This window comes from Vibrio aestuarianus (assembly GCF_028858425.1).
GTDB lineage: Bacteria > Pseudomonadota > Gammaproteobacteria > Enterobacterales > Vibrionaceae > Vibrio > Vibrio aestuarianus.
Map to the genome: position 1 here is coordinate 1,258,627 of NZ_JAKNYQ010000001.1, position 17,910 is coordinate 1,276,536.

Genomic DNA, 17,910 nt, shown 5'->3' on the forward strand with positions numbered 1-17,910 from the left:
AAATAAAAAGCTGAGCACCCAAATGGGCTCAGCTTTTTATTTGTGAAACAGATTTCTTAGCTAAACGGACTGTTTTTTTAAGCTGAGTTCGGCAAGTTCTTCATCGGTTTCTGTTGGTGTTGTAGGGTCACACTTATCAACGAACCAACCCATATATGAGGTAAATATGGTGACGATGATGCACACAAAACTTAACCACATGAAGGGCGCATAAGAAAGAGTTGCAACACCTAAAATACTCGCCATGTATATACCATTATCACTCCATGGAACCATGCCTGAAGTTAAGGTGCCACCAAATTCGGCATTACGTGATAGATTCTTGCGTTGGTAACCTAATCGGTCGTAGTTTTTCGCGCAGATTTTAGGCGTCAGTATCAAGGATACATACATTGCAGAGCCGAAAACGTTACCCATAAATGCCGTACCAATCGTGCTAGTAGCCAGAGAACCTGCGCTCGTTACACGGCGCTCGAATAGCTTAGCTATGGTTTCTAAAACCCCAACTTTATCCAGTAAACCACCAAATCCAAGACCAAATACGATCACAGCGACTGAGCCTAACATTGATGACATACCGCCACGGTTTAGTATCGAGTCGATAAAGTCAACGCCAGATTCAATGCTATAAGGAGCCCAAGCGGTATTGAAAGCGCGTAGGAAATCGACATCTTGGATCATCACCGCCCAAATAATACCAAGCAATGAGCCGAAGCTAATGACAGGGAAAGACGGCATACGCATAGCCAACAGACCAAGGACAATCAATACAGGAACAAATGAATACGGCGTAATGTAGAATTGTGTCTCCATGGCTTTAATAACACCTTGAACCTGAGACATATCGACATTACCTGCGTAATGGAAGCCAAACAGTGTAAACATGATGCCAGTAATGATGTAGCTGATTAAAGCAATGGGCAGCATCCCTTTGATATGCTCCATGACTTCAACGTTCGACATTGATGAAGCAAGAATCACTGAATCTGACAACGGTGACATCTTATCGCCAAAATAGCAGCCAGATAGTACAGCACCAGCAGTTATTGGCGCAGGAACACCTAGACCTTGCCCAATACCCATCATTGCAATGCCGGCTGTACCTGCTGCGCCCCATGATGTACCAGTCGCTAACGCAGTCAGAGAGCAAATAATCATGGTGGCAAGAAGGAAAATCGAAGGATGTATTGCCTGGAGACCATAATAAATAATGGTTGGTACGATTCCGCCAGAGATCCAAGTCCCCACTAGTGCACCAACGGCTAAAAGTATTAAAACAGCTCCTAAGCCGTTAGAAATACCATTAAGTGCTGCTTTTTCTAAATCTTTATATTGGTGACCCAATCTAACACCCAACACAATGATGATAAACCAACCAATATATAGAGCGAGTTGGATAGGTAAATCGAGTTGAGCAGTAAACGAAAATGCGAGTAATAGGAATAAGCCTAGCGCAATAATAACTTGCATTATGCTTGGCAGGCGTTGGGGGACTTGCGTCATAAAAGAGCCTCTTGTCAGATTTATGAGCCAAAGGCATCTTCATGCCCTCACTGAGTTCGCCTGCACTTTACATTACCCAGAATAATATATCGACATTAAACCTCTCGTATGTGATTCATGTCGTCTGCATGGTTAATGAATAGCATTAAATGTTGCCTTTGGTTAAAGTTAATAGATCGAAATGTTTTGTAACATGGTTTTATTGTGTAACAAGAGCGTGATAATTTAGCGTCTGGTTTATTATTACATTCTGAATAACGACTTAAATGGTGATTTCCTAACTCTTGGCCATTTTTGGTGAATAAGGGGTATTTCAGAACAAAAAGTGATGATTTTTACCAAGAAAGTCTTGAGATTTTATGCTGAACCACTTATAGATGGTGGGGTACATTTTTTTACTTTTTTAGATACACGGAGAGTTAGCGCGATGAGAGTAGGTTTAGTTGGTTGGCGTGGTATGGTCGGTTCTGTATTGATGCAGCGTATGGTTGAAGAAAAAGACTTCGATCTGATTGAGCCTGTTTTTTACAGTACATCCCAAATCGGTATTCCTGCCCCTTCTTTAGGAAAAGAAGCGGGTCTTCTGCAAGACGCCTACGATATTGATAGCCTAAAACAACTCGATGCGGTGATTACTTGCCAGGGTGGTAGCTATACTGAAAAGGTTTACCCGGCATTACGACAAGCGGGTTGGAAAGGGTATTGGATCGATGCGGCATCCACCCTCCGTATGGACAAAGAATCCATCATCACTTTAGATCCTGTTAACTTAGCACAAATCCAGCAAGGTATTCATTCTGGCACCAACACGTTTGTTGGCGGTAACTGTACTGTCAGCCTTATGTTAATGGGCTTAGGTGGTCTGTATGAAAAAGGTCTTGTCGAGTGGACTAGTGCCATGACTTATCAGGCGGCCTCTGGCGCAGGCGCGCAGAATATGCGCGAGCTTATTTCTCAAATGGGCGTTATTAATGATTCAGTCAGCTCAGAGCTTGCAAATCCATCAAGTTCTATTTTGGACATTGATAGAAAAGTTGCGGAAACCATGCGTTCGTCTTCTTTCCCAACGGATCAATTCGGTGCGCCACTAGCAGGTTCTCTTATCCCTTGGATTGACGTTAAACGTGATAATGGTCAAAGCAAAGAAGAGTGGAAAGCGGGCGTTGAAGCGAACAAAATCCTCGGTCTTCAATCTTCACCAATCCCAATCGATGGCACCTGTGTGCGAATCGGTGCAATGCGTTGTCACTCTCAAGCATTGACGATTAAGCTAAAGCAAAATGTGCCAATGGACGAGATTGAAGAGATGATTGCTACCCATAATGATTGGGTTAAAGTGATTCCAAATGATCGTGATATTACCGCTCAAGAACTAAGCCCAGCAAAAGTGACGGGTACATTGTCAATTCCTGTTGGCCGCTTGCGTAAAATGGCAATGGGTGATGATTTCTTAAATGCCTTTACGGTTGGTGACCAACTCTTGTGGGGTGCTGCTGAGCCATTACGTCGTACTTTACGCATTATCCTGGCTGAAAAGAAATAAATATTGTTTTTCAGAAAAACGTATTCTACTGAGAGCGCCTAAAGGCGCTCTTCTTTTTGATGGCTCTCAATTGGAACGACTCTCTTCTCTGGATCTGCTAGTTGGCTACCACAATGCTTGCAAAATAAGGCGTCTGATTCATGACCGCTTTGTGAACAATTTGGGCATTTGACTAACTGGCGGTGTGAGTGCATTTCATTATTCAGTTCAGCGGTAATGATGCCGGTTGGTACTGCCAGAATCGAATACCCTAATAGCATCGTCATTGCAGCAATACCTTGGCCTAGTGCAGTTTTGGGAACCAAATCGCCATAACCAACGGTGGTAATCGTCACAATCGCCCAGTAAATACTTTCGGGTATGCTGTTAAATCCGTGCTCTGGCCCTTCAATCACAAAAATTAACGCGCCAAATATAGTCACAAGAATGGCAACTGCACTGAAAAATATGAATATTTTTCTTTTTGCCATCATTAATGAACGAAGCAAAATATTTGAATCTTGTAAATAACGAACCAGCTTGAGGATGCGGAAAATACGCAACACACGCAGTAGGCGAATTACGCCCATAAACGAGGCGCCAGGGAAGAAAAATGCAATATACGTAGGCAGAATAGCAAGAAGGTCTACAACGCCATAAAAACTTTTTGCGTAAGCACTAGGCTTTGGTGAACAGTACAACCTCAGCAGGTATTCGAGTGTGAACAGCGTGGTAAATGCATACTCACCATATCGTAGCCATGATCCCCATACCTGAGCTACTTCGGGGATTGACTCCAAAATGAGTATCGATAGAGATATCATGATTGCAATGATCAGTGATAAATCAAAAGCCCGGCCCGCTTTGGTATGAGTACCAAAGATGATGATGTAAAGGTGATGCTTAATAGATTGCTGAGACATGATATTGCGACACAGTAGGTTGGTCGCAATATCATAGCGTTAATAGAGTGTTACGCCAATCCTGGGAACAAGTTTCTTAATCCGTTAGCGATGAACTCGATACCAAGTGCACCGAGAATTAAGCCCATAATCCGTGTGATCACGTTAATCCCTGTTTGACCTAGCAGCCTGACAATGTATGGCGCTGAGCGAAACAGCATCCATGAGCACAAACTAAACACAACAATGGTAATGGCGATCCCGACGGTATCAAACAGGCTTGGATAACGCGAACCATAAACGATGGTCGAACTGATGGCGCCTGGGCCAGCCATTAATGGCATGGCAAGAGGTACTACCCCAATTTGCTCGCGGCTAATGTATTCCGATTTCTCTTGTTTGTTCTGCTTATCTTCACCTAACTTACCACTCATCATTGAAAACGCGATGCTTAACAAAAGCAGACCACCGGCAACACGGAATGAGTCGAGTGAGATACTGAACATATCTAAAAGAAGCTGCCCAGCGAGAAGTGAAACAATTAAGATCACAGCAACAGCAATATTCGCAGTAGCGGCTGTTTTGTGCTTTTCTTCTTGTGTCATGTGCCCCGTTAGGGACACAAAAATAGGCATAATACCGACAGGGTTAACTGCGGCGACTAAACCTAAGAAAAACTGTAAGAAAATGGCTAGCTCAATGGTTTGCATGGCGTCAGTCTCGGAGCGATCACTTAGATGAAATATTTCGTACGTAATGTAAGCCAAACCAGAGAATATCACGAATGAAAAAAACTAAAGTTATTGGCGTTTCATTGCTGAGAAAAACTAATTCGACACAGGTAATGTTTGTGAATTGTTTTTGACATGAGGGCTAATGGTGTTAGTTTTTACACAATTGTTAACATCTGCACATTTTTAATAAAATATAGAGCTGTCGGTGGTGCTTAAAGCGATAGTCGATATACTGTTAGTAGCACGTAAAAGGCGATGAATTTTGCCTGTATTGTTCAAAAATGAAACTTTTTTACAAAATGTTTTAGCTTTTAAATTTTTTGTTGTTCAAATGAAGCTTTTTTAATCATGTGACTCATTGTTGTTTTGTTTTTATTTTTCAATGATTTAATTATTGTTTTTGTTGGACTTTACCCCTAAGTGGGTAATTAATTTTTCAGAACTGATCTGAGTCAATTTTTTTCATACCCTGAAATATTATACTCAGTCCTGAAAGCAATTTACTAAGTCTACGATTACTTAAGTCATTGAGAGAATTAACCCTTAGAGACTGTGTGCTTAATAAAGAGTTTTTAATTTTTCTATTTTTAGGAGATCCACTATGCCTGTAACAAATTTGGCTGAACTTGATGCACTCGTAGCTCGCGTAAAAGCAGCTCAAGCAGAATTCGCTACTTACTCTCAAGAGCAAGTAGATAAAATTTTCCGCGCAGCATCATTAGCAGCTAACCAAGCTCGTATTCCTCTAGCGCAACAAGCGGTAGCAGAATCTGGCATGGGTATTGTTGAAGATAAAGTAATCAAGAACCACTTTGCGTCTGAGTTCATTTACAACAAATACAAAGACGAAAAAACGTGTGGCATTCTTGAAGAAAACGAAGAGTTCGGCACAATGACTATCGCTGAACCAGTTGGCATTATCTGTGGTATCGTTCCAACCACTAACCCAACTTCTACCGCTATCTTCAAATCTCTAATCTCTCTTAAAACTCGTAACGGCATCATCTTCTCACCACACCCACGTGCTAAGAACTCAACTAACGATGCAGCGAAACTTGTTTTGGATGCAGCAGTAGCAGCAGGTGCACCAAAAGACATCATTGGTTGGATTGATCAACCGTCTGTAGAGCTTTCTAATGCACTTATGAAGCACGATGGCATTGCTCTTATCCTTGCAACTGGTGGTCCAGGCATGGTTAAAGCTGCTTACTCTTCTGGTAAGCCAGCTATCGGTGTTGGTGCAGGTAACGTTCCTGTTGTTATTGATGAAACTGCGGATATTAAACGTGCAGTAGCTTCTGTTCTTATGTCAAAAACATTTGATAACGGTGTAGTTTGTGCTTCTGAGCAAGCGGTTATCGTTATGGATGAAGTTTATGATGAAGTGAAAGAGCGTTTCGCAACTCATAAAGCTCATGTATTAAGCAAAGCTGACGCTGATAAGGTACGTAAAGTACTGCTTATCGACGGTGCACTAAACGCGAAAATTGTAGGTCAACCTGCAACAGCAATCGCTGAAATGGCTGGCGTTAAAGTACCTGCTGATACTAAGATCCTTGTTGGTGAAGGTATTGGTGAAGTTTCTTACGATGACGAATTCGCTCATGAGAAATTGTCTCCAACTCTTGGTATGTTCCGCGCGTCTTCTTTCGAAAACGCAGTAGAGCAAGCTGAGAAAATGGTTGAGATTGGCGGTATCGGTCACACATCAGGCCTGTACACTAACCAAGACATCAATGCTGATCGCATTCGTTACTTCGGCGACAAAATGAAGACAGCACGTATTCTTGTAAATATCCCAACTACTCATGGTGGTATCGGTGACCTTTACAACTTTAACGTTGCACCTTCTCTAACTCTTGGTTGTGGTTCATGGGGTGGTAACTCTATCTCTGAGAACGTAGGTCCTAAGCACCTTATCAACAAGAAAACCGTAGCGAAGCGAGCTGAAAATATGTTGTGGCACAAACTACCTAAGTCTATCTACTTCCGTCGTGGTAGCCTTCCAATCGCAATGAGCGATCTTGAAGGTAAGAAACGTGCATTCCTAGTAACTGACCGTTTCCTATTCAACAACGGCTACGCGGATGAAATCGTTAAACTTCTTAAAGCTCAAGGCATTGAAGTTCAAACATTCTTTGATGTAGAAGCAGATCCTACTCTATCAATCGTAGAGAAAGGCGCTGAAGCAATGAAGAGCTTCCAACCAGACGTAATTATTGCTCTAGGTGGTGGTTCACCAATGGATGCAGCTAAAATTATGTGGGTTATGTACGAGCACCCAGAAACTCACTTTGAAGAACTAGCAATGCGCTTTATGGATATCCGTAAACGTATCTACAAGTTCCCTAAAATGGGTCAAAAAGCTGAGCTTGTATGTATTACTACAACTTCAGGTACAGGTTCAGAAGTTACACCATTCGCGGTTGTTACAGACGATAAAACTGGTGCTAAATACCCACTAGCTGACTACGAACTAACTCCTAACATGGCTATCGTTGATGCGAACCTTGTTATGAACATGCCTAAGTCTCTAACTGCGTTTGGTGGTTACGATGCAGTAACTCACGCACTAGAAGCTTATGTGTCAGTTCTAGCGAACGAATACTCAGACGGTCAAGCTCTACAAGCACTTAAGATGCTTAAAGAGTACCTACCATCTAGCTACGCAAATGGTGCAAACGACCCAATCGCTCGTGAAAAAGTACACAATGCGGCTACTATCGCTGGTATTGCGTTTGCGAATGCTTTCCTAGGTGTGTGTCACTCAATGGCTCACAAAGTCGGTGCTGAATTCCACGTACCACATGGCCTAGCTAACGCACTACTTATCTCTAACGTTGTACGTTACAACGCGAACGATAACCCAACTAAACAAACGGCATTCTCTCAGTACGCAAGCCCACAAGCTCGTCGTCGTTATGCTGAAGTTGCTGACCACTTAGGACTAAGCCAAGCTGGTGACCGTACTGCTCAGAAGATTGAACGTCTACTAGCATGGTTGGAAGAGCTGAAAATTGCACTAGATATCCCGCTATCAATTCAAGCAGCTGGTGTTCCAGAAGCTGACTTCCTAGCGAAACTAGACCAACTATCAGTTGAAGCGTTTGATGACCAATGTACAGGTGCTAACCCACGTTACCCACTAATCAGTGAGTTGAAAGAAGTTCTAACCGCTTCTTACTACGGTAAAGCATTCGTTGAAGGCGAAACGTTTGAAGGCACTACAGTAATTAAGAAAACTGAAGAGCCAAAAGCAAAGAAAGCTAAAAAGTAAGTAATACTTTTATGAGTTGTTTTCGCTAGCACGTAACATCTCTAGTAATCATGAGCCCTGCCATTTGGTAGGGCTTTTTTATTTCTAATTATCGTGTGGTTATGCTTATTGCTTTATCCCCACATTACCAAAATGGCAGCAAGAGCAACAAGCATGAGTCCAAACCCATCTTTTATCTTTATTTTTTGTTTTAGCCAAAACACAGAAATGAGCATCGTAAAAAATATTTCAATTTGCCCGAGTGTTTTTACGTAAGGAACTGCTTGCAATGACATGGCGCTAAACCAACCAATTGAGCCAATACAGCTGCTTGTACTGGTTAATAAAGTGAGTTTAGGACGTATCCATAACTGCGTTAAGGTGTGTTTGTCTACAATGAATAGATAAGTAGTGAGTAGCAAGGTTTGTAGTGAGATAACCAGTAACAACACCCAGGCAGCGCTGTGAGGAAATGGTAGCCCAAGTGATAAGCTTGCTTCGCGTATCCACAACGAGGTAAGAGCAAAAGCACTACCACTTCCTAGTCCTAGTAAAATGGTCATTAGCGACATTTGTCGCAGGTTGCCCTGAGTGCTCATTAAGAAAACCCCGACCCCACCGATGATGACGCCTAACCAGCCCCAAAACGATAAGTTAGTACCAAAAAATATCATGCCTAAAATTGCGGCGACTAGTGCTTCACTTTTTGCTAGACCTGCACCGACTGCATAGTTATTAAACTTAAATAATTTAACCATCAGTGCAGTTGCGACAATTTGCATCAGCGCAGCAGCGACAATAAAGGTAATGAATGTAGATGAAAAGGTAGGCATTACGGTCGGTTGTAAGCCATACAAAAAAGCAAGATAGAGTGCTGCAATTGGGCTAGCCCATAAAAAACGAGCAAGGGTGACGCCGGTGGTGCTTACTTCACCAGCGAGGCGGCTTTGGAATGCGTTACGCCAAGACTGCATAAAAGCAGCCAGAAAGGTGAAAAAAATCCAATTCATTGAATAGTCCAGTCCATGATGCAAGAACATCATGCTATGGGACGCTGGAATCTTCAGCAAGTGAAAAGTAATAAGGCTTCCATCGGAAGCCTTATTCTTAAGAGAAGATGTGTAAGTTAGCCAGCTAAAACATCGGTGGCAACTTTGTAGCTAGGATCTTCTTTTACATTAATTTCAACCAAGCTACCTGCTTTATGTAACAGAGCTCGACAATCTTGGCTTAAATGTCGTAAATGCAACGTTTTCCCAAGCGCAGTATATCTTTCGGCGATCGTTTCAATGGCTTCAATTGCTGAATGGTCAGCTACTCGTGAGCGTGCGAAATCAACGATGACATCCTGTGGGTCGTTTTGTGCATCAAATAACTCAAGGAAGTTTGCTGCAGAGCCAAAGAAGATAGGTCCATTAATATGATAAACCTTAGAGCCTTCAGCATTGATTTGGCTACTGGCGTAAATATGTTTTGCGTGTTCCCATGCAAACATGAGTGCTGATGTAATCACACCGACTGCCACAGCGATGGCTAAATCAGTGAGTACCGTTACTACCGTTACCAATACAATGACAAAGAAGTCCTGCTTCGGTACGCGGCGAGCAAGTTTAAACGTTGCCCATTCGAAGGTTCCAATCACGACCATAAACATCACACCAACCAGTGCAGCTAGCGGGATCATCTCAATCAGTGCTGAAGCGAATAAAATAAAGCACAACAGCATCACTGCCGCCACTATACCAGATAGGCGTCCGCGACCGCCCGAGTTTACGTTGATCATCGATTGACCGATCATCGCACAACCACCCATTGCGCCAAACATTGAACAAGTGACATTAGCTAAACCTTGACCGACACATTCACGGTTTGACTGGCCGCGAGTGTTTGTCATTTCATCCAATACTGTAAGTGTAAGCAAGGATTCAATTAAACCGATCGCGGCTAAAATAATTGAATAAGGAAGAATGATTTGTAGCGTTTCCCAAGTGAACGGTACGCTTGGAATTGCGAATGTTGGTAAGGTACCAGCAAGCGTTGCTGCTTCATTTCCAGACATTGTGCGTAAGAAATCCACCACAGTTCGAGTGTCTAAACCCAGACCTTGGACCAATAGCGTGATGGTCACAATAGCCACTAACGAAGAAGGGACGGCTGTTGTTAGTTTAGGTAAGAAATGAATAATCGCCATGGTTAGAGCAACCAGCCCCAGCATTAGGAACATTTGATCGCTTGGCAACCAACTAAGTGCCCCCGATAAATCTGGCGCTTTAAATTGACCAAGTTGAGCTAAGAAGATCACAATTGCCAAGCCATTGACGAAGCCAATCATCACAGGGTGAGGCACCATGCGAATAAACTTACCTAACTTGAAGATACCAGCGGTAATTTGCAGCAGCCCTGCAAATAAGATTGCCGCAAAAAGATATTGGACACCATGGGTTGCAACTAGGCTTACCATTACCACGGCCATAGCGCCAGTTGCGCCAGAAATCATACCAGGGCGGCCGCCAAAAATAGAAGTGATCAGACCAACAATAAAGGCGGCATATAGTCCAACCATTGGGTCAACACCAGCGACAAAGGCAAAAGCTACAGCTTCTGGAACCAGAGCAAGGGCAACGGTTAAACCAGAAAGCACATCATTTTTTACAGAGTGCTTAGAAAATTTTGGAAATTCGAACATGAGTACTCAGTGTTTGCGAATAATGAATGTAGTCCAACCGTCCACTCTTAAATGTAACCCAAGCAAAATGTATTAAAAAAGAGCAATGGAGTAAGAGAAACGTCGTCGGCTCGAAGCGGGGAATGCTACAGAAAACTGTGATTAAGTTCAATAATGAAGCAAGTATTGAATCATGTTTGTGGTAAATAGTTTCCTCGAGATAAATAAAAAGGGCTGCAATAAAGCAGCCCTTTCGATGGTATAGCTAATGCTAAATGCTTTGAGGTTTACTCATTGCTGAGCCTGCTTGGCTACGGGCAACTTGACTGCCTGCACCACGAGCTTCATAGCGTTCTGAACGCAATGGAGCCGAAACCACTTCAATCTCTTTTAGTTCGTTTGAACCTGGCGCTTTTGCCATCGGTGCACAAGCATGAGCTTTAATAATTTTAGGTAGTGAAATGTTTGAAGTTGCCGCTGGTTTTTCAACCGGTTCTGGAGTTTTAACTTCTTTTACCGTCGTTATTTCAGCTACTTCCACTGGTTGTGGTGTTTCAACAACAACCTCAACAGGTGCTTGTACTGGCGTTTCAGCTTTTGGTTCTGCGGCGCTGCGAATAATCACTTTGCCCATTGCCATTTCTGGACATGCGAAGCCACCGATGACCTTAGTGGTAGTATCTGCTACAACTGTTGCTACGGCTTCAACAATCGGAGCTTCAACTTTCTCTTCTTGGCGAGGTGCTTGAGCTGGAGCTTTAGCTAGGTCATAACGAGGCATCACTTTACCCATCGCCATTTCTGGTGATGCAACTCCACCTTTACGAAGGCGGAATGGGTTAGGGCGACGGTCACGACCGCGACGACGGCGTTGACCACTTGCACGTAAGTGACGAGGTGAACGACGATTACGGCGCTGATTTTGCTCATCTTTGTTATTGGCATCATCAGACACAACCGTTGTTGGCTCAGTGGCTTTGACTGACTCGGCTTTCACAGTTTCGATGGCTTCAGCAACAGTCGCTGTATCTTGTGAAGTGATGGCTACTACTGTTTCTTTTGCAGCGGCTTGATCTTTCACTCGAACTTGTTTATTCAGTTTACGGCGCTGACGGCGTTCTTTAACTTTGGCCGTTTTTTCTTCGGTCTTAACATCTTTTTGTTCAGCTTGTTGTGCTTCTACTGCAAGTTGCTGACCTTGTTCTGCAAGTTTTTCTGTTTTTAGGTCATCGCGCTTATTACGACGATCTTGTCGTGGTTTACGAGTTTGCGGTTTGCTCTGTTCAGCCGGAGTTACTTCTTTTTCAGAAGTACTTTCAGCAGCAACAGGCTTGCGCTTATTCTTGTCACGATTAGCATTATCGCGGTTATTGCGGCGACGTTGGTCGTTGCGGTCACGACGTTGACGTGGTTGCTGGCTACGTTTGTTTTCTGGTTTTTCTTGCTCTTTTTCTGTGCTCTTTTCTTCAACAGGTGCAGAGAATAGGCTGCCGATAGCTTTAAATATACGACTGAATAAACCAGGTTTAGCACTTTCTTCAACCACGTTTTCTTTTACAACAGGTTGAGCCGCTTTTGGTGCTGGAGCTGGGGCTGCTTGCACTGGTGCAGCAAAGCCTTTCAGAGCTGGCTCTTCAATGCGTTTTGGTCTGAAATCTGCCTCTGAAGGTTCTTTACTTTCGGCTTCTTTTAGAGCTTCAAGTTTTTTAGGTACCATATAAGACAGGATGTCTTGCTCTTCACCTTCACGAACACGGATAACCTCGAAATGAGGAGTTTCCATATCAGAATTTGGAACAATAGTGATATTAACTTCTTGGATGCGTTCGATATGACTGATAGAGCGGCGTTTCTCATTCAGCAAGTAAGAGGCGATAGGAACTGGTACCACCGCTAAAACTTGCGCAGTGTTATCTTTTAACGCTTCTTCTTCGATCAAACGTAGTACAGATAGCGCTAGAGATTCATTATCACGAACAACACCAGTACCAGAACAACGAGGACAGATATGATGGCTTGCCTCTGCTAGTGATGGGCTTAGACGTTGGCGAGACATTTCAAGCAGACCAAAGCGAGAAATACGACCAATTTGAACTCGAGCTCTGTCAAGGCGAACAGCATCGCGTAAGCGGTTTTCAACTTCACGTTGATGGCGCACTGGAGTCATATCAATGAAGTCAATAACGACTAGACCACCTAAATCACGTAGGCGCAATTGGCGAGCAATTTCGTCTGCAGCTTCTAAGTTGGTATTGAGAGCCGTTTCTTCAATATCTCCGCCTTTAGTAGCGCGAGCAGAGTTGATATCAATAGAGGTCAGTGCTTCAGTCGGGTCGATGACGATCGAACCACCAGATGGTAGGCGAACTTCTCGTTGGAAAGCCGACTCAATTTGGCTTTCGATTTGGTAATGACTAAATAGTGGCACTTCACCATCGTATTTTTTAACACGGCTGACAAAATCTGGGCGCACTAACTGAATATGCTCAAGAGCACGTTCATAAATAGTATTGCTATCAATGAGGATTTCGCCGATGTCGCGGCGTAAATAGTCGCGAATGGCACGTACAATAACGTTACTTTCCTGGTGGATAAGTAATGGTGCAGGATGCAGTTCTGAGGCTTGTTTAATTGCACTCCAGTGGTTAAGCAGAACGTTTAGATCCCACTCAAGTTCTTCTGCGCTTTTGCCTACGCCTGCCGTACGAACAATTAAACCCATACCTTGAGGTAATTCAAGAGTACTTAGTGCTGCTTTTAGTTCGGTACGCTCATCGCCTTCGATACGGCGTGAAATACCGCCAGCACGAGGGTTGTTCGGCATCAGAACTAAGTAACTGCCAGCAAGAGAAACAAAAGTAGTTAACGCAGCGCCTTTGCTACCTCGCTCCTCTTTTTCTACTTGAACAATGACTTCTTGACCTTCTCTAAGCACTTCTTTAATGCTTGGGCGGCCTTGATAGGTATAACCTTCTGGGAAGTATTCGCGAGCAATTTCTTTGAGAGGAAGGAAGCCGTGACGTTCAGCGCCGTAATCTACAAAAGCAGCTTCTAAACTTGGTTCAACACGGGTGATACGTCCTTTATAGATATTCGCTTTTTTGGATTCATGTCCTGGACTCTCGATGTCTAGATCAAAAAGTCGCTGGCCATCTACCAACGCAACACGCAACTCTTCTTTTTGAGTGGCGTTAATTAACATTCTTTTCATTTAAAAATCTCGTTATCTTTCTTTAGTTTTGATTATTGATCTTGTTGCTTCGGTTCGTTTTCACGGTGCCAGATCCCATGACTTAAAGGTGCAGCCTCCCGGCTGGAGGGGATGCTCTAGGGCACTTCAGTTATCACACGCACACGATTGCCTGCGATCCGCATATATGGCGGAAATTACTCAACATGAAATGACGATGAGTAGAGCAACAAGATAGCTTCGCTCAATAGTGTCTTACGCCATATGCAGCACACTGACGCTTAGCTGTCTACTCACTATTTTGCTCTAAAATGAACGGTAAAGAATAAAAAATCACCAATTCATCCATTGCAGCTGTGAACTATAGCAGTGACAGGTAAACACAGCAATCTGCTTTGTTATGAACAGGTCAAAAAAAAGGAAATAGGCGTAAAAGTGATATTGTTAGTTGTCTGTTTTAAAAGAGTTTTATCTACTTTAAGTGGGGGATTTTACTGAGTAATTATTAATTTTATCCACAGTCGCATTTTGGTTGATGCAATTATCATCAATTTAAGGGTGAATAAGCGATGAAAATATATTTCTCTTGCTAAGAAAATATGAATTTACGCGATTCACAGTGTTACAATACCGCTATGAGCGAAATTAGAACCCAAGTCCAACTCATCGACATAGATGAAGATATGGCTGGTCAGCGCATTGATAACTTCTTGCGCAACCAATTAAAAACAATTCCTAAAAGTATGATTTATCGCATCCTGCGTAAAGGGGAGGTGCGTGTAAACAAAAAACGGATCAAAGCAGAGTATAAACTGTGCGCTGGCGATGTGGTGCGTATTCCACCGGTCAATATTGAGCAGTCAGCCAACGAAACCACAGCACCTAACACTAAACTGAACAAAGTGGCTGAGTTAGAGCATTGCATTATCTTTGAAGATGACCATGTTTTGATCCTCAATAAACCGTCTGGCACGGCAGTACATGGTGGGAGCGGCTTGAAATTTGGCGCAATAGAAGCGCTGCGTGCGCTGCGCCCTGAGGCTCGTTTCTTAGAGTTGGTGCATCGTATTGACAGAGATACGTCTGGTATTTTGTTGGTAGCGAAAAAGCGTTCGGCTTTACGCCATCTTCAAGCTCAATTTCGAGAAAAAACAGTTCAAAAATACTATTTCGCATTGGTGATGGGGCAATGGAAGCGTAGCTGTAAAGTGGTCAATGCACCATTACTAAAAAATGAAATAAATAGTATCGTGCGCGTTAATCCAAATGGTAAGCCATCTGAGACTCGCTTTAAAATCCTAGAGCAATTTGAGCAAGCAACCTTGCTACAGGCGAGCCCAATTACTGGCCGAACACACCAAATTCGTGTTCACACTCAATATACTGGGCATCCAATTGCGTGGGATGATCGTTATGGCGATCGTCGATTTGACGCTTATACAGGACAAGTTGGTCTAGATAGGCTGTTTTTACACGCGGCCAATATTCGTTTTATCCATCCTGCAACTGAAGAGCAAATGGACATTAACGCCCCACTAGATAATCAGTTAGAACAAGTCTTAGCTAAACTGCGAAATGCTTAAAAATACCCGTGTTGACTCGGCAATGGAGTGAACACGGATTTTTTGCTAAAAACAGCGCGCTTACAATATATTCACACCTTGCGACTCAAGCAATTTGACCAGTTTTATGAGTGGTAATCCGACTAATGTATTTGGGTCATCACCTTCTAAACGTTCAAATAAAGCAATACCAAGACCTTCACTCATAAAGCTGCCAGCACATTGCAGGGGCTGTTCTTTTTCAACGTAAGCTGTTGCCATTTCCAGCGAAAGGTTTCTAAAATGAACGATAAACGTATCAATGTCTACCAAGCATGTATTACTACACGAATTGTATAGAGCAAGCCCAGTATAAAAGGTTATTGCCTTACCACTTTGTTTAAGAAGCTGGGCGATGGCTTGTTCTTTGGTATGAGGTTTACCTACGATTTCGCCGTTAATGACGCAGACTTGATCTGAACCGATAACTAAACTGGCTTGGTCTATTGTGCAAGAGCGTGCTTTTTCTTCAGCTAATCGAGTAACTAAGGCTTGCGGAGATTCCCCCTGATGCGCTGTTTCATCACATTGAGGAGAAGCGGTGACAAATGGCAAACCGAGCTTTTTAAGTAATTGCTGCCGAAAAGGGGATGTTGACGCTAAAACTAGTTGGTAATTTTGCATTTTGATTTAGAATCGCTGGGAGTTTTGTAGCAGCATATATCAACAACGGTTGCTATACATAATTCTCGCTGTGGAAAGGGTAAAAAAGCTAACTTTTTTGTCTTTTTCTTTGACTAAAATAGATTTGGAAGATATATTCGCGCCCTATGCAAAAGGTAAAAATACCGCGCTCGGTTGATCCGGCTAAAGCTGCTCAGAAACGACTCGACTATGATGGCATCATCCAATCTAGTCTTTTCAAGCGTTTAGAAGAATCGGTTGCAAGCGTAAAACGCGACGCTCAAGTTTCATTGTCATTTGGGCTTGATGAACAGCGACTCGTTGTTATCTCTGGTAAAGCTAACATCGAAGTTGATTTAGAATGTCAACGCTGTAATGAGGTTTTCGCACATGAGTGCGAAGTTGAATTCATTTATACTCCTTATTTAGGTAGTAAAACTGATGAAGACGCACCGGAAGAGTACGATTTGGTAGATCTGAATGAGTACGGTGAAGTCGACCTTGTACAGTTAGTTGAAGATGAGTTCATCATTAACTTGCCTCAAGTAGCAATGCACGATGACGCGGATTGTAGCGTTAACTCAAATAATTTGGTATTTGGTGAACTTCCGGAAGATGTTGTGGAAGAGAAACCGAATCCATTTGATGTTTTAAAAAACTTAAAACGATAATTCGTTGTAAGTTAAGACAAAGGAGTAGGGTCAATGGCCGTACAAAAGAGCAAAAAATCACGCGCACGTCGTGGCATGCGTCGTTCACACGATGCACTAACTACAGCTTCACTTTCTGTAGATGCAACATCAGGTGAAACTCACCTACGTCACAACGTGACTGCTGACGGTTACTACCGTGGCAAAAAGGTTATCAACAAGTAAGGTTGACCTTTGCAATATTTAACCGTTGCACTTGATGCAATGGGCGGGGACTTCGGTCTTCGCGTTACAGTGCCTGCCGCCGTGCAGGCACTGTCGCATTTCCCAGAGCTCAAAGTGATCCTCGTTGGTGATAAGCCTGCGATAGCACGTCAATTATCTCAAATAGGTTACGAACCTAATGCTCGTTTGAGTATTTCGCATAGTGACCGAGTCATCTCTAACTCTGAAAAACCGTCGTTAGCATTAAGAAATAGTGCGGGTAGCTCAATGGGTATTGCCATTGATCTCGTCGCTGACGGTCAAGCGGATGCTTGTGTTAGTGGTGGTAATACTGGCGCTTTAATGGCGCTTTCTCGTTTCCGTTTGAAGCTTCTCCCCGGAATTGATAGACCTGCATTGGTTTCTGCGTTACCCACGACATCGGGTAATCGTACTTGGATGCTTGATCTCGGTGCTAATGTATCGAGTGATGCGGATTCTTTGTTTCAATTTGCAGTGATGGGGAGTGCATTAGCTGAGCAGCACTTAGGCCGCCCAGCTCGCGTCGCAATTCTTAATATCGGTGCGGAAGAAATCAAAGGCAATGACTTGGTGAAACGTTGTGCTGAAATGCTCAACCAAACCCAAGCGGTAAACTATATTGGATATATTGAAGGTAACCAATTATTAGATGATGTCGCTGACGTCATCGTATGCGATGGTTTTGTTGGAAACGTATGTTTAAAAGCGTGTGAAGGTACTGCACAACTCTTTATTGATAAGTTAAAAGCCAAGTTATTGGCCTCATCCATAAAGGGTTGGATCGCACGAATACTGTTTTCTGAACTATTTACTGAACTAAAAACATTGAACCCCGACCAGTATAACGGTGCAAGTTTGCTAGGATTGCGCGGCATTGTCATAAAAAGTCATGGAAGTGCTGATGTATCCGCTGTCGTAAATGCAATTTCCGAAGCGGTACACGAGGTCAAACGACAAGTACCCAGCCGTATAAGCGATCGTTTGGAAGCGGTTTTACTCGAGAGGCATTATTAGTCT

At 43.1% G+C, this 17,910-nt stretch carries 13 protein-coding genes; 6 read left to right on the top strand and 7 right to left on the bottom strand.

Translation table 11 applies throughout. The annotated features are described in order from the left end of the window. Positions 1–60: 60 nt before the first annotated feature. Positions 61–1,503: a Na+/H+ antiporter NhaC gene (gene nhaC / locus MCT08_RS06055; RefSeq protein WP_168521536.1), complete on the bottom strand. Its 1,443-nt coding sequence runs from the start codon at positions 1,501–1,503 to the stop codon at positions 61–63. 427 nt (positions 1,504–1,930) lie between these two features. Between nhaC and asd the strand changes: the two genes are divergently transcribed. Then, on the top strand, positions 1,931–3,046 hold the full coding sequence (gene asd, locus MCT08_RS06060) for an aspartate-semialdehyde dehydrogenase (RefSeq protein ID WP_053311772.1): 1,116 nt from the start codon (positions 1,931–1,933) through the stop codon (positions 3,044–3,046). A gap of 38 nt (positions 3,047–3,084) precedes the next feature. Here the strand turns inward: asd and MCT08_RS06065 are convergent, their stop codons facing one another. Beyond that, positions 3,085–3,948 carry an ion transporter gene (locus MCT08_RS06065; RefSeq protein WP_168521538.1) on the bottom strand — a complete coding sequence of 288 codons (864 nt, stop codon included), beginning with the start codon at positions 3,946–3,948 and terminating at the stop codon, positions 3,085–3,087. A 50-nt stretch (positions 3,949–3,998) separates the two neighbouring features. Next, the gene (locus MCT08_RS06070; RefSeq protein WP_192076042.1) at positions 3,999–4,637 is read right to left on the bottom strand and encodes a YchE family NAAT transporter; all 639 of its coding nucleotides are present in this window, start codon (positions 4,635–4,637) and stop codon (positions 3,999–4,001) included. A 625-nt stretch (positions 4,638–5,262) separates the two neighbouring features. Between MCT08_RS06070 and adhE the strand changes: the two genes are divergently transcribed. Continuing rightward, complete coding sequence (gene adhE, locus MCT08_RS06075) at positions 5,263–7,938, top strand: bifunctional acetaldehyde-CoA/alcohol dehydrogenase (RefSeq protein WP_274675292.1); 2,676 nt, start codon at positions 5,263–5,265, stop codon at positions 7,936–7,938. 113 nt (positions 7,939–8,051) lie between these two features. Here adhE and MCT08_RS06080 read toward each other — a convergent pair whose 3' ends face one another. From MCT08_RS06080 to rne, 3 genes are all read right to left on the bottom strand, one after another. Further along, the gene (locus tag MCT08_RS06080) at positions 8,052–8,927 is read right to left on the bottom strand and encodes a DMT family transporter (RefSeq protein ID WP_053311768.1); all 876 of its coding nucleotides are present in this window, start codon (positions 8,925–8,927) and stop codon (positions 8,052–8,054) included. A 116-nt stretch (positions 8,928–9,043) separates the two neighbouring features. Further along, entirely contained in the window at positions 9,044–10,603 is a 1,560-nt protein-coding gene (locus MCT08_RS06085) for a SulP family inorganic anion transporter (RefSeq protein WP_053311767.1), read from the bottom strand. 250 nt (positions 10,604–10,853) lie between these two features. Then, complete coding sequence (gene rne, locus MCT08_RS06090; RefSeq protein ID WP_274678050.1) at positions 10,854–13,793, bottom strand: ribonuclease E; 2,940 nt, start codon at positions 13,791–13,793, stop codon at positions 10,854–10,856. Between the two features lie 614 nt (positions 13,794–14,407). Between rne and rluC the strand changes: the two genes are divergently transcribed. Continuing rightward, a complete protein-coding gene (gene rluC / locus MCT08_RS06095) occupies positions 14,408–15,355 on the top strand; it encodes a 23S rRNA pseudouridine(955/2504/2580) synthase RluC (RefSeq protein ID WP_053311925.1) in 948 nt (315 codons plus the stop codon). Between the two features lie 60 nt (positions 15,356–15,415). Here the strand turns inward: rluC and MCT08_RS06100 are convergent, their stop codons facing one another. After that, positions 15,416–15,997 (bottom strand): Maf family protein, encoded by a 582-nt coding sequence (locus tag MCT08_RS06100; RefSeq protein WP_168521545.1) that lies wholly within the window; start codon positions 15,995–15,997, stop codon positions 15,416–15,418. Positions 15,998–16,143: 146 nt separating this feature from the next. Here MCT08_RS06100 and yceD point away from each other — a divergent pair, with 146 nt between their 5' ends. Genes yceD through plsX form a run of 3 tightly spaced genes read left to right on the top strand, consistent with a single transcriptional unit; the run spans position 16,144 to position 17,907 of the window. Continuing rightward, on the top strand, positions 16,144–16,668 hold the full coding sequence (gene yceD / locus MCT08_RS06105) for a 23S rRNA accumulation protein YceD (RefSeq protein ID WP_053311764.1): 525 nt from the start codon (positions 16,144–16,146) through the stop codon (positions 16,666–16,668). Between the two features lie 33 nt (positions 16,669–16,701). Then, positions 16,702–16,872, top strand: coding sequence for a 50S ribosomal protein L32 (gene rpmF, locus MCT08_RS06110; RefSeq protein ID WP_053311763.1), 171 nt, complete (start codon positions 16,702–16,704; stop codon positions 16,870–16,872). Positions 16,873–16,881: 9 nt separating this feature from the next. After that, complete coding sequence (gene plsX / locus MCT08_RS06115; protein WP_053311762.1) at positions 16,882–17,907, top strand: phosphate acyltransferase PlsX; 1,026 nt, start codon at positions 16,882–16,884, stop codon at positions 17,905–17,907. Positions 17,908–17,910 lie beyond the last annotated feature (3 nt).

Bases quoted from the DNA above. Each gene is read 5' to 3' on its own strand.
- nhaC (WP_168521536.1), bottom strand. From the start codon at position 1,503: ATGACGCAAGTCCCCCAACGCCTGCCAAGCATAATGCAAGTTATTATT.
- yceD (WP_053311764.1), top strand. From the start codon at position 16,144: ATGCAAAAGGTAAAAATACCGCGCTCGGTTGATCCGGCTAAAGCTGCT.
- adhE (WP_274675292.1), top strand. From the start codon at position 5,263: ATGCCTGTAACAAATTTGGCTGAACTTGATGCACTCGTAGCTCGCGTA.
- MCT08_RS06080 (WP_053311768.1), bottom strand. From the start codon at position 8,927: ATGAATTGGATTTTTTTCACCTTTCTGGCTGCTTTTATGCAGTCTTGG.
- MCT08_RS06065 (WP_168521538.1), bottom strand. From the start codon at position 3,948: ATGTCTCAGCAATCTATTAAGCATCACCTTTACATCATCATCTTTGGT.
- rluC (WP_053311925.1), top strand. From the start codon at position 14,408: ATGAGCGAAATTAGAACCCAAGTCCAACTCATCGACATAGATGAAGAT.
- MCT08_RS06100 (WP_168521545.1), bottom strand. From the start codon at position 15,997: ATGCAAAATTACCAACTAGTTTTAGCGTCAACATCCCCTTTTCGGCAG.
- rne (WP_274678050.1), bottom strand. From the start codon at position 13,793: ATGAAAAGAATGTTAATTAACGCCACTCAAAAAGAAGAGTTGCGTGTT.
- rpmF (WP_053311763.1), top strand. From the start codon at position 16,702: ATGGCCGTACAAAAGAGCAAAAAATCACGCGCACGTCGTGGCATGCGT.
- MCT08_RS06070 (WP_192076042.1), bottom strand. From the start codon at position 4,637: ATGCAAACCATTGAGCTAGCCATTTTCTTACAGTTTTTCTTAGGTTTA.
- MCT08_RS06085 (WP_053311767.1), bottom strand. From the start codon at position 10,603: ATGTTCGAATTTCCAAAATTTTCTAAGCACTCTGTAAAAAATGATGTG.
- asd (WP_053311772.1), top strand. From the start codon at position 1,931: ATGAGAGTAGGTTTAGTTGGTTGGCGTGGTATGGTCGGTTCTGTATTG.